We start from the raw sequence: 17,624 nt of genomic DNA on the forward strand, positions 1-17,624 counted from the left end.
AATGCACGCGCGCTGGCGTTGCGGCATTCCCGTCCACACCCTCTTGCAATCGATTACAAGCCTCCGCTAGGCTGAATGCAACCGATTACAAAAACCAACGGTTGGCCGGTACGCCGGTCGGGAGGAAAACATGCGGACCATCAAGGGGCCGGGCCTGTTTCTGGCCCAGTTCATCGGCACAGACGCGCCCTTCGACAGCTGGCAGAACATCACGCGCTGGGCGGCCGAATGCGGCTATGCCGGCGTGCAGGTGCCCACCAACGACCCGCGCATCCTCGATCTCGACCAGGCCGCCGCCTCGCGCGACTGGTGCGCGCAATGGGCCGGGCAGGGGTCGCAGAACGGCGTCGTCGTCACCGAGCTCTCCACCCATCTGCAGGGCCAGCTGGTGGCGGTGCATCCCGCCTATGACGCGATGTTCGACGGCTTCGCGGCGCCCCAGGTGCGCGGCAATCCGGCGGCGCGGCAGGAATGGGCGGTCGACCAGATGAAGAAGGCGCTCACCGCCTCGAAGCATCTCGGCCTCACCGCCATGGTGACCTTCTCCGGCGCGCTCGCCTGGCCCTATGTCTATCCCTGGCCGCAGCGCCCGGCCGGGCTGGTGGAAGAGGCGTTCGACGAACTGGCCCGCCGCTGGCGCCCGCTGCTCGACTTCGCCGACGACTGCGGCGTCGATCTCTGCTTCGAGATCCATCCGGGTGAGGATCTGCACGACGGCGACACGTTCGAGATGTTCCTGGAGCGGGTGGACAACCATCCGCGTGCCAAGATGCTCTACGACCCCTCGCATTACGTGCTGCAGCAGCTCGACTATCTCGACCATCTCGACATCTATGCCGAGCGCATCGGCATGTTTCACGTCAAGGACGCCGAGTTCAACCCGACCGGCCGCAAGGGCGTCTATGGCGGCTACCAGCCCTGGCTGAAGCGCGCCGGCCGCTTCCGCAGCCCGGGCGACGGGCAGGTGGATTTCGGCGCCATCTTCTCCAAGCTGGCGGCGATGGATTTCGACGGCTGGGCGGTGGTCGAGTGGGAATGCTGCCTGAAGCACCCCGAGGACGGGGCGCGCGAGGGAGCCGCGTTCGTGAAGAACCACATCATCCGCGTCACCGAGAAGGCGTTCGATGATTTCGCCGCTGGCGCCACCGACCGCGCCGCCAATCGCGCGCTGCTGGGGCTGGACCGATGAGCGCCCCCTCAGCGAATGCCCCGCTGCGGCTCGGCATGGTGGGCGGCGGTTCGGGGGCCTTCATCGGCGCCGTGCACCGCATCGCCGCCCGGCTCGACGGCGAATTCACGCTCATGGCTGGCGCGCTCTCCTCCACCCCGGAGAAATCCCGCGCCTCGGCGGCGGCGCTGGGAATCCCGCGCGCCTATGACGACTACCTCGCCATGGCCAAGGGCGAGGCGCGGCGCAAGGACGGCATCGAGGCGGTGGCGATCGTCACGCCGAACCACATGCATGCCGGCCCGGCGATCGAGTTTCTCAAGCGCGGCATTCATGTCATCTGCGACAAGCCGCTGACCGCGACCATGGCGGAAGCGAAGAAGCTGGCCAAGGTCGCGGAGCAGGCCAAGGCGCTGTTCGTACTCACGCATAACTACACCGGCTACCCGATGATCCGGCAGGCCCGCGCCATGGTGGCGGCGGGCGACATTGGCCGAATCCGGCTGGTGCAGGTGGAATATGTGCAGGACTGGCTGACCGAGGCGGCGGAGAAATCCGGCTCGAAGCAGGCGGAATGGCGCACCGACCCGGAACGCTCCGGCGCGGGCGGGGCGACCGGCGACATCGGCACCCATGCCTATAACCTCGCCTGCTTCGTCTCCGGCCTGACGCCGGAAGCGCTGGCGGCCGACCTCTCCATCTTCGTGCCCGGCCGGGCGCTCGACGACAACGCCCATGTGCTGCTGCGCTTTGAAGGCGGGGCGCGCGGCATGCTGTGGGCGAGCCAGGTGGCGCCGGGCAATGAGAACGGGCTGCGCCTGCGCGTCTATGGCGAGAAGGGCGGGCTGGAATGGGCGCAGGAGGACCCGAACTATCTCTGGTTCACCCCCTTCGGCGAGCCGAGGCGCCGCATCACCCGCAACGGGGCCGGCGCGGGGCCGGAGGCCGGGCGCGTCTCGCGCATTCCGCCCGGCCATCCGGAAGGGTATCTGGAAGGCTTCGCCAATATCTATGCCGAGGCGGCGCGGGCCATCCGCGCCCATCAGGCGGGTGAGAAGGTGCCGGAAGGCGTGCTCTACCCCACGCTGGCGGACGGGCTGGCCGGCATGCGCTTCGTCGAGGCCTGCGTGCAGTCCTCGCGCCGCAATGCCGGCTGGGTGACGCTGTGAGCACCGCCCCGGAGCGCGCGGCCGCCCCGGTGCTCGAACTCGTCGATGTGCGCAAGAGCTTCGGGCCGATCGAGATCCTGCACGGCATCGACTTCGCGCTCCACGCCGGGGAAGTGCACGCGCTGATCGGCGAGAACGGCGCCGGCAAGTCGACGATCATGAAGATCCTCGGCGGCTTCCTTGCGCCCTCCTCCGGCGCGGTGCGGCTGGACGGGGCGCCGGCGCCCTACACGACCGGCGCGCAAGCCGAGGCTTTGGGCGTGGTGGTGATCCACCAGGAGTTCAACCTCGCCCCCGACCTCACCGTCAGCGAGAACATCTGGCTCGGGCGCGAGCTGGGCGGGCTGTTCCTCGACCACCGGGCGATGCGGACGGGAACGCAGGCGCTGCTGGATGAGCTCGACAGCCCGATCCGCCCGGAGGCGCGCATCCGCGACCTGCCCGTCTCCGACCGGCAGATGGTGGAGATCGCCAAGGCGCTGGCCCGCAAGGCGCGGGTGCTTGTTATGGACGAGCCTTCCGCCGTGCTCACCCATAAAGAGGTGGAGGTGCTTTTCCGCCAGATCGAGCGGCTGCGGGCGCAGGGCGTGGCGCTGCTCTACACCTCGCACCGGCTGGAGGAGATCACCCGCCTCGCCGACCGCGTCACCGTGCTGCGCGACGGAGCGGTGGTACGAAAGGCCGGGCGCGGCGAACTGACCGAGGACGGCATGGCCACCGCCATGGTCGGGCGCAAGCTGGAGGATATCTACCCGCCCAAGCGCCACCATGCCGGCGCGGTGGCGCTGGAGGTGCGGGGCTTCTCCGTGCCGCCGCTGGTGAAGGACATTTCCTTCACCCTGCGGCGCGGCGAGGTGCTGGGCATTTCAGGCCTGGTCGGCTCCGGCCGCACCGAACTCGCCGAGGGGCTGGTGGGCCTGCGCCCCGCCAGCGGCGAGATCCTGCGCCACGGCGTGCCGGTCAAGGTCGGCTCGGTGCGCGAGGCGGCCGCCTGCGGCATGGCCTATCTCACCGAGGACCGGAAGGAGCACGGGCTGCTGCTCGACAAGAACCTCGCGGTGAACCTCACCCTCTCGACGCTGGCCCGCTTCGGCACGCCCTTCATCGATGCCGGGCGCGAGGAGGCGGCGCTGACGCGGGCGATCGGCGATTTCGATATTCGCGCCCCGCGCCGCGACATGAAGGTGGGAAACCTCTCCGGCGGCAACCAGCAGAAGCTGCTGCTGGCCAAGACCATGCTCGGCGACCCGGAGGTGGTGATCATCGACGAGCCGACGCGCGGCATCGATGTCGGCACCAAGAGCCAGATCTACGCCTTTATCGACGCGCTGGCCGCCGAGGGGCGCAGCGTCATCGTCATCTCTTCCGACATGCCGGAGATTCTCGGCCTGTCCGACCGGGTGCTGGTGATGCGCCACGGCCGGATCGCCGGCGAGCTGGAGGGCGAGCGCCTCACCGAGAACGCCGTGGTGCGCCTCGTCATGGGCACCAATGAACAGGCCTCAGGGAGCGCCTCGCATGTCTGACTCAACGCGCTCCGACCCCGCGCGCGCCGACCTCGCGCGCGCCGACACAGCGCGCCCTTCCCTCGCCGCGCGGCTGCCGGGCCTGTCGGCGCTCGGCCCGCTGCTGGCGCTGATCCTGCTGGTGGCGCTGGGGGCGTATCTCAACGAGAACTTCCTCTCCGCTGGCAACGTCACCAATGTGCTGGCCCGCTCCGCCTTCATCGGCATGATCGCGGTGGGGATGACCTTCGTCATCACGTCAGGCGGGCTCGATCTCTCCGTCGGCTCGATGGCGGCGTTCATCGCCGGGGTGATGATTCTCGCCATGAACGCGCTGCTGCCCTCGATGGGCGTTGGCGTGCCGCTGATCCTCGCCGGCATGGGCATCGCGCTCGGCGCCGGGCTGCTGGCGGGGCTCGGCAACGGGCTATTGGTGACGAAGGCCCGGATCGAGCCGTTCATCGTCACGCTCGGCACCATGGGCATCTTCCGCTCGCTGGTGACGTGGCTGGCCGATGGCGGCACGATCAGCCTCGATTTCGGCGTCCGCCAGCTCTACCGGCCGGTCTATTATTCCGGCCTGTTCGGTATCGCCTGGCCGATCCTCGTCTTCGCTGTGGTGGCCATCGCCGGGCAGATCGCCATGCGCCATACGCGCTTCGGCCGCTACTGCGAGGCGATCGGCTCCAATGACAAGGTGGCGCTGTATTCGGCGGTGAATGTCGAGCGCATCCGGCTGATGACCTATGTGCTGCTCGGCCTGCTCGTCGGCCTTGCCACCATCATGTATGTGCCGCGCCTCGGCTCGGCCTCGGGCTCCACCGGCATGCTGTGGGAGCTGGAGGCGATCGCCGCCGTCATCATCGGCGGCACGGCGCTGAAGGGCGGCTATGGCCGGGTCTGGGGCACGGTAATCGGCGTGCTGATCCTGAGCCTGATCGACAACATCCTCATTCTGGCGGACCTCGTCTCTCCCTATCTCAACGGGACGATCCAGGGCGTCATCATCGTGCTCGCGGTGGTTCTCCAGCGCAGCAAATCATCCGCCTGAGAGCGGAAATAACGGGAGGAAAACACAATGGAACGCAGGACATTTCTCACCACCGCCGCCATTGGCACCGCGGCTGCCGCCACCGGCCTCTCCCTGCCCGCCATGGCACAGGGCAAGAAGGCGGTGATCGGCGTCTCGATCCCCTCCGCCACCCACGGCTTCATGGGCGGGCTGAACTGGCACGCGCAGGACACCATCAAGCGGCTGAAGGCGACCTATCCTAACCTCGAATTCGTGCTCGCCACCGCCGGCGCGGTCGGCAAGCAGGTCAATGACATCGAGGACATGGTGGCGACCCGCAACATCGACGCGCTTGTCGTGCTGCCCTTCGAATCCGAGCCGCTGACCAGCCCGGTCAAGGCGGTGAAGGACGCCGGCAAATGGGTGACGGTGGTCGATCGCGGCCTCTCGCAGGCCGGCATCGAGGACCTCTATGTCGCCGGCGACAACACCGCCTTCGGTCGCGTCTCGGGCGAGTACTTCAAGGCCAACCTGAAGCCCGGCGCCAAGATCGTGGTGCTGCGTGGCATCCCGACCACGCTCGACAATGAGCGCGTCGAAGCTTTCCAGGCGGCCATTGCCGGCTCGGGGATCGAGATCCTCGACATGCAGCACGGCAATTGGAACCGCGACAAGGCGTTCTCGGTGATGCAGGACTACCTGTCCAAGCACAAGAAGATCGACGCCGTCTGGGCGGCCGATGACGACATGGCGATCGGCGTCATGGAGGCCATCGCCCAGTCCGGGCGGCAGAAGGAAATGTGGATCGTCGGCGGCGCCGGCATGAAGCAGATCATCAAGCGGGTGATGGACAAGGACACGCAGATCCCGGTCGACGTGTCCTATCCCCCGGCGCTGATCTCCACCGCGCTGGAGGTCACGGCGCTGAACTTCGTGTCCGCCACGCCGGTCTATGGCCGCTTCATCATCGGCTCGACGCTGATCACGGCGGAGAACGCGGCGCAGTTCTACTTCCCCGACAGCCCGTTCTGAACGGGCCGCATCTTCCGAGGGGGCCGGGCGCCCCCTCCCGCCGCATGGCTCGTGATAAGCTCGCGTCATGATTCAGTTTGACGGCGACGCGCTCGCCCTCGCGCCCCGCCTGATCGGCGTGACGCTGCTGGTCGACGGGGTGGGCGGGCTCATCGTCGAGACCGAGGCCTATCGCCGCGACGACCCCGCCTCGCACAGCTTTTCCGGCCCGGGCCGGCGCAATGCCGCGATGTTCGGGCCGCCCTTCCATGCCTATGTCTACCGCTCCTACGGCCTGCACTGGTGCTTCAACATCGTGGCGCAGGGCCATGGCGCCGTGCTGGTGCGGGCGCTGGCGCCGCTGATCGGGCTGGAGCGCATGGCGGAACGCCGGGGCGGGGCGGCCCGGCTCTGCGCGGGACCCGGTCGGCTCACCCAGGCGCTCGCCATAACAGGCGCCCTCGATGGCGCGCCGCTCGACCGCCCGCCCTTTGAATGGCGGGAGCGCGAGGGCGTGCCCGACATCGTCAGCGGACCGCGTATCGGCATCACCCAGGCGGTGGATGAACCCTGGCGCTTCGGGCTGCGCGGCTCGCCCTTTCTCAGCCGGCGCTTCGCCCGACCCTCACCGAGTACCCCTGGCCGGTAGCCGGCGAAGCGCGTCGCCCGGAGCAGACGAATCTGCCCCGCGAAAGCGTCCTCGCCGGCAACGAAACCCCTCCCCTGCGGTTAGAGACGCAACGACCGATCACCGATCGCACGCCCAGGGAGCGCAGACACATGGCACGCAAGACCAAGGGGGCCGCAGGGTCAACCGCCAGGATTCACGACCAGACGCTGACGCGTGGCACTGGCGGGGAGCTACACCAGTTCGCTCAGGGCGACACGCCTGTCATGACGACCGCCCAGGGCGGGCCGGTGGCGGACGACCAGAACTCGCTGAAAGTGGGGGCGCGCGGCCCGGCGCTGATCGAGGACTTCCACTTTCGCGAGAAGATGTTCCATTTCGACCATGAGCGCATTCCCGAGCGCGTGGTGCATGCGCGCGGTTATGGCGCGCATGGCTATTTCGAAACCTATGAATCGCTGGCGAAATACACCCGCGCCGACCTGTTCCAGCGCGCCGGCGAGAAGACCCCGGCCTTTGTCCGCTTCTCGACGGTGGCGGGCTCCAAGGGCTCGTTCGACCTCGCCCGCGACGTGCGCGGCTTCGCGGTCAAGATCTACACGCAGGAGGGCAATTGGGACCTCGTCGGTAACAACATCCCGGTGTTCTTCATCCAGGACGCGATCAAGTTTCCCGATATCATCCACGCGGTGAAGCCGGAGCCGGACCGCGCCTTTCCGCAGGCGCAGTCGGCGCATGACAATTTCTGGGACTTCATTTCGCTGACCCCGGAATCCATGCACATGATCATGTGGGTGATGTCCGACCGGGCGATCCCGCGCTCCTTCCGCTTCATGGAAGGCTTCGGCGTCCACACCTTCCGCCTGCTGAACGCGCAGGACGAATCCACCTTCGTCAAGTTCATCTGGAAGCCCAAGCTCGGCCTGCAATCGGTGGTGTGGAACGAGGCGGTGAAGATCAATGGGGCGGACCCGGATTTCCATCGCCGCGATTTGTGGGAGGCCATCCAGTCCGGCAATTTCCCGGAATGGGAACTGTGCGTGCAGCTGTTCGACCAGGAGTTCGCCGACAGCTTCGATTTCGACGTGCTCGACCCGACCAAGCTGATCCCGGAAGAGATCCTCAAGCCGGTGCCGATCGGCCGGCTGGTGCTGGACCGGATGCCGGACAATTTCTTCGCCGAGACCGAGCAGGTGGCGTTCATGACGCAGAACGTGCCGCCGGGCATCGATTTCTCCAACGACCCGCTGCTGCAGGGCCGCAACTTCTCCTATCTCGACACCCAGCTGAAGCGGCTCGGCAGCCCGAACTTCACCCATATCCCGATCAACGCGCCGAAATGCCCCTTCGCCCATTTCCAGCAGGACGGGCACATGGCGATGCGCAACCCGGTGGGGCGCACCAACTACCAGCCGAATTCGCGCGGCGAGGGGCCTCGCCCCGACCCGGTGCGCGGCTTCCGCTCCTTCGCCGAGGAGATCGAAGCGCCGAAAGTGCGGCTGCGGCCGGAAAGCTTCGCGGACCATTACAGCCAGGCGCGGCAGTTCTTCAACAGCCAGACCGGGCCAGAGCAGAAGCACATCGCCATGGCGCTGACCTTCGAGCTCGCCAAGGTGGAAGACGTGGTGATCCGCGAGCGGATGGTGGCGCATCTGCTCACCATCGACGCGGCTCTGGGCGCCACGGTGGCCGACAAGCTCGGCATCGAGACGCTGCCCAAGCCCGCCGAGGCGGCGGTGACCCCGCGCGACGACCTGCCCGCCTCGCCCGCGCTCAGCATCATCCAGAACGGGCCTGAGAGCTTCAAAGGCCGCAAGGTCGGCGTGCTGGTCAGCAATGGCTGCGACGGCGCACTGCTGACGGCGCTCCAGGCGGCGCTGGCGGCGGAAGGCGCGACGATGGAGCTGATCGCGCCGAAGGTCGGCGGCGTCGAGACCGCCGACGGCACCAAGCTTCCCGCCCATCACATGATCGATGGCGGCCCCTCGGTGCTGTTCGACGCGGTGGCGCTGCTGCTGTCGGAAGAGGGCGCCGAACGACTGGCGGGCGAGGCGGCGGCGCGCGACTTCGTGGCGGACGCCTTCGCCCATTGCAAGTTCATCGGCTTCACCGCCGCCGCCCTGCCGCTGATGGCCAAGGCCGGCGTCGCCCCGGATGAAGATGAGGGGCTGATCGCGCTGGAGGAGGGCGCGTCGGTGGACGCCTTCATCGCGAGCTGCCGCACGCTGCGCCTGTGGGCGCGCGAGGGCGCGGTCAAGCTCTGACACGGCGGGGCGGCGCGCACCGGCGCCGCTCCCCGCTTTTTGCCCGAACCGCGCCGATGAAGATCGCCACCTTCAACGTCAACGGCATCAATGGTCGGCTCGCCGTGCTGCTGCGCTGGCTGGAGGAGGCGCGCCCGGATGCGGTGTGCCTGCAGGAGCTGAAGGCGCCGGACGCGCGCTTTCCCATCCGCGCCATCGAGCAGGCCGGCTATGGCGCGATCTGGCACGGCCAGAAGAGCTGGAACGGCGTCGCCATCCTCGCCCTCGGGCGCGAACCGATCGAGACAAGGCGGGGGCTGCCGGGCGATCCGGATGACGAACAGGCCCGCTATATCGAGGCGGCGGTCGAGGGCCTGCTGATCGGCTGCCTGTATCTGCCGAACGGCAATCCGGCGCCGGGGGCGAAATTCGACGCCAAGCGGCGCTGGTTCGCGCGGCTCGCCGCCCATGCGGCGGAACTGCTGGCGCTCGACGTGCCCGTCATCCTCGCCGGCGACTACAATGTGATGCCGACCGAACTCGACGTGTATAAGCCCGAGCGCTGGGTGGACGACGCGCTGTTCCGTCCGGAGGTGCGCGCGGCCTTCCATGCGCTCATCGCGCAGGGCTGGACCGATGCGCTGCGCGCGCGGCATCCCGACGCGCGGCTCTACACCTTCTGGGACTATCTCCGCCACGCCTTCGCGCGCGACGCCGGCCTGCGGCTCGATCACCTGCTGCTCAGCCCCAAACTGGCGCCGCGCCTCTCCGCCGCCGGGGTCGACCGTGCCGTGCGCAGCTGGGAGAAGGCGAGCGACCACGCCCCGGCCTGGATCGAGTTGGCACCCGCCCGCGCGGCCCGGCGCCGCAAGCCGGCAGGTTAAAGCTTCAACCCGTCGAGATGGCCGCGGATATGCGCGGCTTCGGCCGGCGTGGTGGCGAGGCTGATGGCGGTCATGAAGCCCTCACGCGCCTCCCTGGTCCGGCCGAGCTGCATCAGCAGCGCCCCGCGCAGGCCGTGATAATGAAAATAGCCGCCCAGCCGGTCGCCCAGCGGCTCCACCATGGCGAGCGCCGCTTCCGGCCCGCGGAGCTTGGAAATCACCACTGCGCGGTTGAGCGTCACCACGGGCGAGGGTTGGAGGATCTCCAGCGTGCCGTAGAGCAGGTCGATCTGCGCCCAGTCGGTGGCCTCGGGCGTCTCCGCCCGCGCATGCAGCGCCGCAATCGCCGCCTGCACCTGATAGGCTCCCGGCCTGCGGTGGCGGATGGCCTTTTCGAGCAGCGCGAGGCCCTCGGCGATCATCGCCCGGTTCCACAGGGCGCGGTCCTGCTGGTCGAGCAGGATCACCGCGCCCCCGGCATCGAAGCGGGCAGAGGCCCGGGCGTGCTGGAGCAGCATGAGGGCGGCAAGACCCATGATCTCCGGCTCGGCCGGAAACAGGCGCAGCAGCAGCCGGGCGAGGCGGATCGCTTCCTCGCACAGCGGCTCGCGGGCGGCAGTCTGGTCGCCGGCGGCGGAATAACCCTCGTTGAAGATGAGGTAGAGCATGGCGGCGACAGCGCCGAGCCGCTCCGCCCGCTCCACCGGCCCCGGCGGCTCGAAAGGCACCCCGCCCTCCCCGCTTTGCGCCCGGGCGATGCGGGCCTTGGCCCGCGTGAGGCGCTGTTCCATCGCCGCCTCGCTGACCAGAAAGGCGCGGGCGATCTGGCCGACGGAGAGGCCCGAGACGATGCGCAGCGCGAGCGCGATCTGCTGCGTCGCCGGCAGCTCGGGATGGCAGCAGATGAACAGAAGGCGCAGCACGTCGTCTCGGTAATGGGCGCCGTCCATGCGCGCGGCGATCTCCGCCTCGGCGTCTTCGGTGTCGGAGAAGACTTCCTCGGGCGGCAGTTCCGCCTGCTTTGCGCGCCGCCGCACACTGTCGAGCGCGACATTGCGGCCGACAAAGATCAGCCAGGCGGCAGGGTCGCGCGGCGGTCCGTTCTGCGGCCAACTCTTCAGCGCCCGCAGGCACGCCTCCTGAAAGGCCTCCTCGGCGAGGTCGAGATCGCGGAAATAGCGCAGCAGTGCCGCGAGTGCCTGCGGGCGCGCCGCCGTGAGCGTGGTGCCGATGCTCCGCGCCGCGTCCATCAGGGCCGCGCGCCGCCATCAAGGAACAGGCCGACCGGGCGTACCTCATAGCAGCCGCCGGGATTGGCGACGCCGAGCTCGCGGGCGATGCCGAGCGCCTCTTCCAGATCGGCACAGTCGAGGATGTAGAAGCCGAGCAACTGCTCCTTGGTCTCGGCGAAGGGGCCGTCGAGCACGAGCGGCGGATCCTGGTCCTTGCGCAGCGTGGTGGCGGCGGTGGTGGGCAGCAGCCGCGCGGCCGGGCCGAGCTTGCCGGCCGCCGTCAGCCGCTCATGGACGATGCCGAGCCGCGCCATCACGGCGTCGTCCTCTTCCTTGGTCCAGGCGCAGACGACATCTTCCTGGTGGTAGCAGAGCAGGGCGTAGAACATGGGGCACCTTTCGTGAGACAGGGATCAGCCGCCGCTGATCGCGGTGATGACGAAGACATCCGCCCCGGGGGCGAGCAGGGTGGAGAGACGGGCGCGGCGGCCGGCGACGAAAACGTTGATATGGCGCCGGATCGCCGGCGTCTCGTCGCAGATGCGCTCGCGCATGCCGGGCCAGAGCGCGTCGAGCCCGTCGACCATCTCCGCGACGCTTGAAGCGTTCACCGGCACCAGCCGGTCGGCGCCGGGAAACAGCACGACGAGATGCGGCGGCAGGCGCACAAGGACGGGGGCGGGGCCGTCATGCGAAGCCGCCGCCGGCTCTTGCCCGCCCATCGGCTTCACCGCTCCAGCACCAGCGTTTCGACCGAGGTGATGGTCGGCAGATGCGGGGCCACGCAGTCCCAGCTCTCGCCCTCATCCGTGCTGGCATAGAGCCCGCCGGCATTGCTGCCGAAATAGACCCCAGCCGGCTCTAGCGTGTCGGTCGCCATCGCCTGGCGCAGCACGTTGAAATAGGCGCCGCCCTGCGGCAGGCCGGCGCGGTTCGCCTGCCAGCTGGCGCCGGCGTCCCCCGTTCGCCACACGGCGGCGTTGCCCTCCGGCATGAAGCGGCCCTTGATGTCGCCGTTCAGCGGGATGAGATAGAGCCCGTCCGGGTCGCGCGGATGCACGGCGGCCGGAAAGCCGAAGGAGGAGGGCAGGCCCTTTTCGATGCTCTCCCAGCTGCGGCCGCCATCGTCGGAGCGGTACATGCCGCAATGGTTCTGCTGGTAGAGTCGGCCGCGCCCGCCCGGCGCCATCACCAGGCAGTGCACGCACTGGCCGAACTCCAGATAGTTCTGCCCCTCCGGCATGAAGTCGGCGCGGGTCCCGCGGTTGCGGGCTTCCCAGGTGGCGCCGCCATCCTCGCTGGCGAAAACGCCCGCGGCGGAAATGCCGACCCAGATCTTGTTCGGATCGGCCGGGTCGAGCACCAGCGAATGCAGGATCAGCCCGGCGCCGCCGGGGTTCCATTCCGGCCGGCTCGGGTGCTTTTGCAAGCCGTCGATGTGGGTCCAGCTCACCCCGCCATCGGTGCTGCGGAACAGCCCGGCCGGCTCGACGCCGGCATAGAGGCTGCCATCGGCGCCGACGGCGAGGCTCCAGACCGATTTCACCGGCGCCTGCCCGGCCTCATAGGCGAGGCCCTGGCTCGAATGGGTCCAGCTGGCGCCGAGATCAGTCGATTTCCACACTGCCGGGCCGAACCATTCATTGCCGCCGCCGGCATAGAGCGTGCCGCTCAAAGGATCGGCGACCACATGGTTGGTCGGCCATGTCTCGCAGAACGGGCCGCGCAGCTGCCAGGCGCGCCGCGTCGCGTCGCTCTCCAGCACAAAGGCGCCCTTACGGGTGCCGACGAGAACGAAAACCTGCCGTGCCATCGCCGCCTCCCCCTCAACTCACCACGACCACGACCATCCAGGACACGCCGAAACGGTCGACGAGCGAGCCGAAGGCCGGGGCGAAGAAGGTGGGGCCGAGCGGCATCGTCACCTGCCCGCCCTCGGACAGGGCGGCAAACCGCGTCTCGGCCTCTTGCGTTGTCGCGACCGACAGCGCCAGCGAGACGCCGGCAAAGCCGGCCGCGTCGGACTGGCAGCCATCGGACGCCATCAGCTCAGCGTCACCGACGCGGAAGCTGGCATGCATCACCTTGTCGTCCCAGCCCTCCGGTATCATGCCCGGCGGCGGTGCCTCGGGCGCCTCGCCAAAGCGCATCAGCGCCGTCACCTCAGCCCCCACCGCCTGGGCGTAGAACGCCAGCGCCTCTTCGGTGCGCCCGTTGAACATCAGATAGGCCTGCACGTTCATTGCGGTTCTCCCCTTGATTGCCTTCGACGACCCGAGGACGATCGGCGACGCGCGGAACCGACAGGGACTGAGAAAATTTTCGCGGCCCTGTCGGCGGGTGGCCGGATCGCGCGTCCTTGGGCATCACCGGCAGATCAGGAGGCTCACCCGCCATGCCCAGCACGATACGCCTGCACCGCGTCCTCGCAACCCGCCCGGAGAAGGTCTACCGCGCCTTTATCGAGGTGGACGCGCTGGCGAAGTGGATTCCGCCGAACGGCTTCACCTGCACCGTGGACCATCTCGATGCCCGCGTCGGTGGCACGTTCCGGATGGCGTTCCGCAACTTCACCACCGGCGCCAGCCATGCCTTCGGCGGCACCTATCTGGAGCTGAACCCCGGCAAGAGCCTGCGCTACACCGACCGCTTCGACGACCCCGCCTTGCCTGGCGAGATTGTGGTGAGCGTCAGCCTGAGGGAGGTGTCGGTGGGCACCGAGCTGGAGATCGAGCAGGCGGGCATACCGGACGCCATTCCGCCCGAGGCCTGCACGCTGGGCTGGCAGCAGTCGCTGGAGAACCTCGCCCGGCTGGTGGAGCCGGAGATCCCCGGCTAGAGCACAAGGCCGGGCGGCGCGCCCTACCAGCGCGCCACGCGCGGGGCGAGGAGCGCCCCCGCCCCGGCGAGGCCGGCAATGGCCAGGCTGTACCAGGCGGCGACGAAGAGCGGGGAATCGTCCGGGCAATGGGCGGCATAGAACGCGCCCGCCAGCCCGCCCGCCAGCAGCCCCGCCACCGCGCCGGCCAGCGCCGGGCGCGCCGGCGCGCCATGGCGCAGCACCGCCAGGAACACCACCAGCGGCGCGGCGCCGATCAGCGGAATGAAGGTGAGGCAGACGCGGGCATTGACCCCGACCAGCCGCACGGCCCAGTCGGCAGAGGGAACCGCCAGCAGTTCCAGCCCCACCGCGGCGAGCAGCAGCAGCGGCCCAGCCAGCAGCCAGCCCAGCGGCGCGCGCGCCTCCTCGCCCGGCCGCACCAGCCGGCGCAGCAGGACAAAGGCGCTGGCGGCCAAAGCGAGCGTCACCACGAATTTGAACACGAAGCGCGCCGTCTCCAGCGAGGCCAGCGCATCGGGGCGTGGACCGAGGGCGAGCGCAAACACCGCACCCGCCAGCACAAGCGCGAGCGCCAGCGCCACGCGCCAGGCGGTTGCCAGCGGCAGCGCCTGGCGGCGTGTATCGGCGGCCATCGCCCGGATGAGGTCTTGCGTGTCCATGTCACTCACGTCCAAATCGCCGCGCGATCGCGGCCAGTCCCCGGTGCAGCGCCACCCGCACCGCCGCCTCGGTCATCGCATAGGTCCGCGCCGTCTCCTCGACCGAGCGGCCGTCGACCGAAATCGCCGCCACCACCGAGCGCTGCGTCGGCGCGAGCCCGTCGAGCGCCCGGGTGATGTCGCGCGCGCTCACCGTCTCGACCTCCGGCTGGGCGAAGGTTTCGGCAATGTCGTCGACGTCGATCTCCACCCGCCGGCCACGCCGGCGGAAGGCGTCGATCAGCTTGAAGCGCGCAATGGCATAGACCCAGGGCAGAACCGGCGCCTCGGGCAGCCATGTATGGCGCTTCAGATGGATCGCCAGCAGCACCTCCTGCACCACATCTTCCGCATCGACCCCGCCATGGGTGATCTTGCCGCGCGCATAGGCACGGACAAGGCCCGCGACACGGTCGAGAAACGCTGAATAGCAGCGCTCGTCGCCCGCGAGGGCGGCGCGGAGCAGATCGGCAAGTTCGCGCTCGTTCTTGCCGCTCAACGCCGGTCTCTCCTTTTCGCGCGCCCGGGCCGCCTTGTTACGGACGGGCGGAAATAATCTGCGAAAGCCACGCCCACCTCATCACGAATTCGTGTCGGAGAGGAGCGTAACACCGCCGGCTCCCGTCTCGAATGGACCGATGCAGGGTCAAGCACGGCCCGCTGCACCGTTCAACAGGAGACGACCCATGAACCGCTCGACCCTCGCTCTCGCGCTCGCCGGCTCCCTCGCCACTGCCCTTGCCGGCGCCGCCTTCGCCGCCCCGCTGTCGCCGGAAAAGATGGCCGGCAACGAGAAGTGCTACGGCGTTGCCCTGAAGGGACAGAATGACTGCGCCGCCGGCGCCGGCACCACCTGCGCCGGCACGTCGACCATGGACTATCAGGGCAATGCCTGGAAGGCGGTTCCCAAGGGCACTTGCGTGACCATGAAGGGCGGCATGCATATGGGCTCGCTGACCCCGATCAAGAGCTGAGCCGGCTCAGGAGGCCCGCGCCGCGGGCCTCCTCTTCCCGCCTTGCCCCGTCCCCGATGCCGCGAGACCGATGATGAACGCCGTCCCCCGCGACTGTCTGCCCGCCCGCGCCGGGCTCGGGCTCAAGCCCGAGCATTACAGCCATGTGCTGGAGGCGCGCCCGGATATCGGCTTCTTCGAGGTCCATGCCGAGAACTACATGGGCGCCGGCGGGCCGCCGCACCTCTATCTGGAAGCGGTGGCCGGCCTCTACCCGCTCTCGCTGCACGGCGTCGGCCTCTCCATCGGCGCGGCGGGACCGCTCGACGCGACGCATCTGCGCCGGCTGCGCGACCTGATCGACCGCTACCGGCCGCAGAGCTTCTCCGAGCACCTGGCCTGGTCGACGCACGATACCGGCTTTCTCAACGACCTGCTGCCGCTGCCCTACACGCCGGAAACGCTGGCGCGGGTGAGCGAACATGTCGACGAGGCGCAGCAGGCGATCGGGCGGCAGCTGCTGCTGGAGAACCCGTCGACCTATCTGCTGTTCGCCGAGAGCACGATCGATGAGATCGACTTCCTGGAGGCGGTCGCGGAGCGCACCGGCTGCGGCCTGCTGCTCGACGTCAACAATGTGATGGTGTCCTGCGTCAATCACCGGCTGGACCCGACCGCCTATATCGACCGTTTCCCGGTCGAGCGCGTCGGCGAGATCCATCTGGCCGGCTATGACGAGACGGTGGACGGCGCCGGCGACCGGCTGCTGATCGACGCCCATGGCTCACCGGTCAAGACCGACGTCATGGCGCTGTACGAGCTCACTCTGGCGCGCACCGGGCCGCTGCCGACGCTGATCGAATGGGACAATGACGTGCCGGCCTTCCCCACGCTCCATGCCGAGGCGGTGCGCGTCGACGCGTTGATCGCCGGGCAGGCGGTCCGGCGCAACGTGCTGAAGCGGGCGGGCTGAGCCATGGATTTCGCCACGGGCCAGCATGCCTTCGCGCAGGCGCTGCTCCATGCCGACGCCCCCCTGCCCTTGGGCCTGACAGGCGCCGGCGGGGCGGTCGATGCGGCCCGCTTCGCGGTCTATCGCAACAATGTCCATGTCGGCCTGACCCGCGCCCTGGCGCAGCGCTTCGGCGTGACGGAGCGGCTGGTGGGCGCGGAATTCTTCGCCGGCATGGCGCGGGCCTATGCGCAGGACCATAAGCCGTCCTCGCCGCTGATCATCGACTATGGCGACGACTTCCCCGATTTCATTGCCGGCTTCGAACCGGCGCAGACGCTGCCCTATCTCCCCGATGTCGCCCGGCTGGAAGCCGCCTGGACGCGGGCCTACCACGCGGCCGATGCCGCTCCGCTCGCCTTTTCCCGGCTCGCCGCCTTCACCCCGGAGGCGCTGGCGACGCTCACCCTGAAACCGCACCCTTCCGCTACGCTGCTGCGCTCGCCCTATCCCGCCGGCGCGATCTGGGCCGCGCATCAGGGCACGGAGCTCGCCGACATCGAGGCGTGGCAGCCCGAGACCGTGCTGGTCGTGCGGCCGGAGATGGCGGTGAACGTCCATGTCCTGCCGGCCAGCGACGGGCTGTTCGCCGCGCTTCTGTTTGCCGGCGGCACGCTCGGCGCGGCGGCGGAGGCCGCTCTCACCGAGGAACCCACCTTCGATTTCGGCGCCGCCCTGGTCGGCCTTCTCACCCTCAGTGCCTTTGCCGGCATCCATCAAGGGGACGTGCCATGAAACCTGCCATCAATCCTGACACGGCCGCTGAAACCCGTGCCCTGCCGCCGCGCACGCTCCTCGCGCCGCTCGAACGGGCGGACGGTCTGCTAGCGTCGATCCCGCCCGCCTTGCCACTCCTGAGCCTGCGCGTCGCGCTGGCGGTGCCATTCTTGCTATCGGGCCTCACCAAATGGGACGGGTTTCTCACCCTGTCCGCCGGGGCGCACTTCCTGTTCGAGGAGGAGTTCCGGCTACACCTCTTCGGCGGCACCTATGCCTATCCCTTCCCCACACTGATGGCGGCGGCGGCGGGAACGGGCGAGATCGTGCTGCCGCTTTTCTTGCTGCTCGGCCTCGGCACCCGCTTCGCCGCGCTCGGCCTGCTGGTCATGACCGCCATCATCCAGCTCACCATTCCCGAGGGCTGGGCGAATTTTCACCTGCCCTGGGCCGCCATGGCTTTTGCGCTGGTGGTGTTCGGCGGCGGCCCCCTGGGGGTCGAGGGGCTGTGGCGGCGGGCGTTGCCGCCACAGCCCTGACATGGCGTCCC

20 protein-coding genes are annotated in these 17,624 nt (G+C 69.0%); 13 read left to right on the top strand and 7 right to left on the bottom strand.

Features of this window, described 5'->3' with window-relative positions:
- Positions 1–130 precede the first annotated feature (130 nt).
- From J2S76_RS05415 to xth, 8 genes are all read left to right on the top strand, one after another.
- Positions 131–1,189 carry a sugar phosphate isomerase/epimerase family protein gene (locus tag J2S76_RS05415; protein ID WP_307058253.1) on the top strand — a complete coding sequence of 353 codons (1,059 nt, stop codon included), beginning with the start codon at positions 131–133 and terminating at the stop codon, positions 1,187–1,189.
- A complete protein-coding gene (locus J2S76_RS05420; protein WP_307058255.1) occupies positions 1,186–2,337 on the top strand; it encodes a Gfo/Idh/MocA family protein in 1,152 nt (383 codons plus the stop codon). The genes J2S76_RS05415 and J2S76_RS05420 overlap by 4 nt, the downstream gene beginning before the upstream one ends.
- Positions 2,334–3,863: a sugar ABC transporter ATP-binding protein gene (locus tag J2S76_RS05425; RefSeq protein WP_307058257.1), complete on the top strand. Its 1,530-nt coding sequence runs from the start codon at positions 2,334–2,336 to the stop codon at positions 3,861–3,863. The genes J2S76_RS05420 and J2S76_RS05425 overlap by 4 nt, the downstream gene beginning before the upstream one ends.
- A complete protein-coding gene (locus tag J2S76_RS05430; protein WP_307058259.1) occupies positions 3,856–4,893 on the top strand; it encodes an ABC transporter permease in 1,038 nt (345 codons plus the stop codon). The genes J2S76_RS05425 and J2S76_RS05430 overlap by 8 nt, the downstream gene beginning before the upstream one ends.
- A 27-nt stretch (positions 4,894–4,920) precedes the next feature.
- On the top strand, positions 4,921–5,886 hold the full coding sequence (locus J2S76_RS05435; protein WP_307058261.1) for an ABC transporter substrate-binding protein: 966 nt from the start codon (positions 4,921–4,923) through the stop codon (positions 5,884–5,886).
- A gap of 67 nt (positions 5,887–5,953) precedes the next feature.
- Positions 5,954–6,514, top strand: a complete 561-nt coding sequence (locus J2S76_RS05440) for a DNA-3-methyladenine glycosylase (RefSeq protein ID WP_307058262.1) — start codon at positions 5,954–5,956, stop codon at positions 6,512–6,514.
- Positions 6,515–6,645: 131 nt separating this feature from the next.
- Positions 6,646–8,757, top strand: coding sequence for a catalase (gene katE, locus J2S76_RS05445; protein ID WP_307058264.1), 2,112 nt, complete (start codon positions 6,646–6,648; stop codon positions 8,755–8,757).
- A 56-nt stretch (positions 8,758–8,813) separates the two neighbouring features.
- Entirely contained in the window at positions 8,814–9,620 is an 807-nt protein-coding gene (xth, locus tag J2S76_RS05450) for an exodeoxyribonuclease III (protein ID WP_307058266.1), read from the top strand.
- Here the strand turns inward: xth and J2S76_RS05455 are convergent.
- Genes J2S76_RS05455 through J2S76_RS05475 form a run of 5 tightly spaced genes read right to left on the bottom strand, consistent with a single transcriptional unit; the run spans position 9,617 to position 13,095 of the window.
- Positions 9,617–10,870 carry an RNA polymerase sigma factor gene (locus tag J2S76_RS05455; RefSeq protein WP_307058268.1) on the bottom strand — a complete coding sequence of 418 codons (1,254 nt, stop codon included), beginning with the start codon at positions 10,868–10,870 and terminating at the stop codon, positions 9,617–9,619. The two genes, xth and J2S76_RS05455, sit on opposite strands and share 4 nt — an antisense overlap.
- Entirely contained in the window at positions 10,870–11,241 is a 372-nt protein-coding gene (locus J2S76_RS05460) for a YciI family protein (RefSeq protein ID WP_307058270.1), read from the bottom strand. The genes J2S76_RS05455 and J2S76_RS05460 overlap by 1 nt, the downstream gene beginning before the upstream one ends.
- Before the next feature lie 24 nt (positions 11,242–11,265).
- The gene (locus J2S76_RS05465) at positions 11,266–11,574 is read right to left on the bottom strand and encodes a ubiquitin family protein (protein WP_307058272.1); all 309 of its coding nucleotides are present in this window, start codon (positions 11,572–11,574) and stop codon (positions 11,266–11,268) included.
- Positions 11,575–11,579: 5 nt separating this feature from the next.
- Positions 11,580–12,665, bottom strand: coding sequence for a WD40/YVTN/BNR-like repeat-containing protein (locus J2S76_RS05470; RefSeq protein ID WP_307058274.1), 1,086 nt, complete (start codon positions 12,663–12,665; stop codon positions 11,580–11,582).
- Positions 12,666–12,678: 13 nt separating this feature from the next.
- Positions 12,679–13,095, bottom strand: a complete 417-nt coding sequence (locus J2S76_RS05475) for a VOC family protein (protein WP_307058276.1) — start codon at positions 13,093–13,095, stop codon at positions 12,679–12,681.
- Between the two features lie 152 nt (positions 13,096–13,247).
- Here J2S76_RS05475 and J2S76_RS05480 point away from each other — a divergent pair, with 152 nt between their 5' ends.
- The gene (locus tag J2S76_RS05480) at positions 13,248–13,691 is read left to right on the top strand and encodes an SRPBCC family protein (RefSeq protein WP_307058277.1); all 444 of its coding nucleotides are present in this window, start codon (positions 13,248–13,250) and stop codon (positions 13,689–13,691) included.
- 23 nt (positions 13,692–13,714) lie between these two features.
- Here the strand turns inward: J2S76_RS05480 and J2S76_RS05485 are convergent, their stop codons facing one another.
- Entirely contained in the window at positions 13,715–14,353 is a 639-nt protein-coding gene (locus J2S76_RS05485; RefSeq protein ID WP_307058279.1) for an NrsF family protein, read from the bottom strand.
- Position 14,354: 1 nt separating this feature from the next.
- Complete coding sequence (locus J2S76_RS05490) at positions 14,355–14,891, bottom strand: sigma-70 family RNA polymerase sigma factor (protein ID WP_018388372.1); 537 nt, start codon at positions 14,889–14,891, stop codon at positions 14,355–14,357.
- 187 nt (positions 14,892–15,078) lie between these two features.
- On the opposite strand from J2S76_RS05490, the gene J2S76_RS05495 reads away from it, so the two are divergent.
- From J2S76_RS05495 to J2S76_RS05510, 4 genes are all read left to right on the top strand, one after another.
- Positions 15,079–15,366, top strand: a complete 288-nt coding sequence (locus J2S76_RS05495; RefSeq protein ID WP_018388373.1) for a BufA1 family periplasmic bufferin-type metallophore — start codon at positions 15,079–15,081, stop codon at positions 15,364–15,366.
- A 70-nt stretch (positions 15,367–15,436) separates the two neighbouring features.
- The gene (bufB, locus tag J2S76_RS05500) at positions 15,437–16,318 is read left to right on the top strand and encodes an MNIO family bufferin maturase (RefSeq protein ID WP_370874697.1); all 882 of its coding nucleotides are present in this window, start codon (positions 15,437–15,439) and stop codon (positions 16,316–16,318) included.
- Between the two features lie 3 nt (positions 16,319–16,321).
- Positions 16,322–17,092: an HvfC/BufC N-terminal domain-containing protein gene (locus J2S76_RS05505; protein WP_307058284.1), complete on the top strand. Its 771-nt coding sequence runs from the start codon at positions 16,322–16,324 to the stop codon at positions 17,090–17,092.
- Positions 17,089–17,613, top strand: a complete 525-nt coding sequence (locus tag J2S76_RS05510; protein ID WP_307058286.1) for a DoxX family protein — start codon at positions 17,089–17,091, stop codon at positions 17,611–17,613. The genes J2S76_RS05505 and J2S76_RS05510 overlap by 4 nt, the downstream gene beginning before the upstream one ends.
- Positions 17,614–17,624: the final 11 nt, after the last annotated feature.

This window comes from Ancylobacter vacuolatus, from assembly GCF_030813595.1.
GTDB lineage: Bacteria > Pseudomonadota > Alphaproteobacteria > Rhizobiales > Xanthobacteraceae > Ancylobacter > Ancylobacter vacuolatus.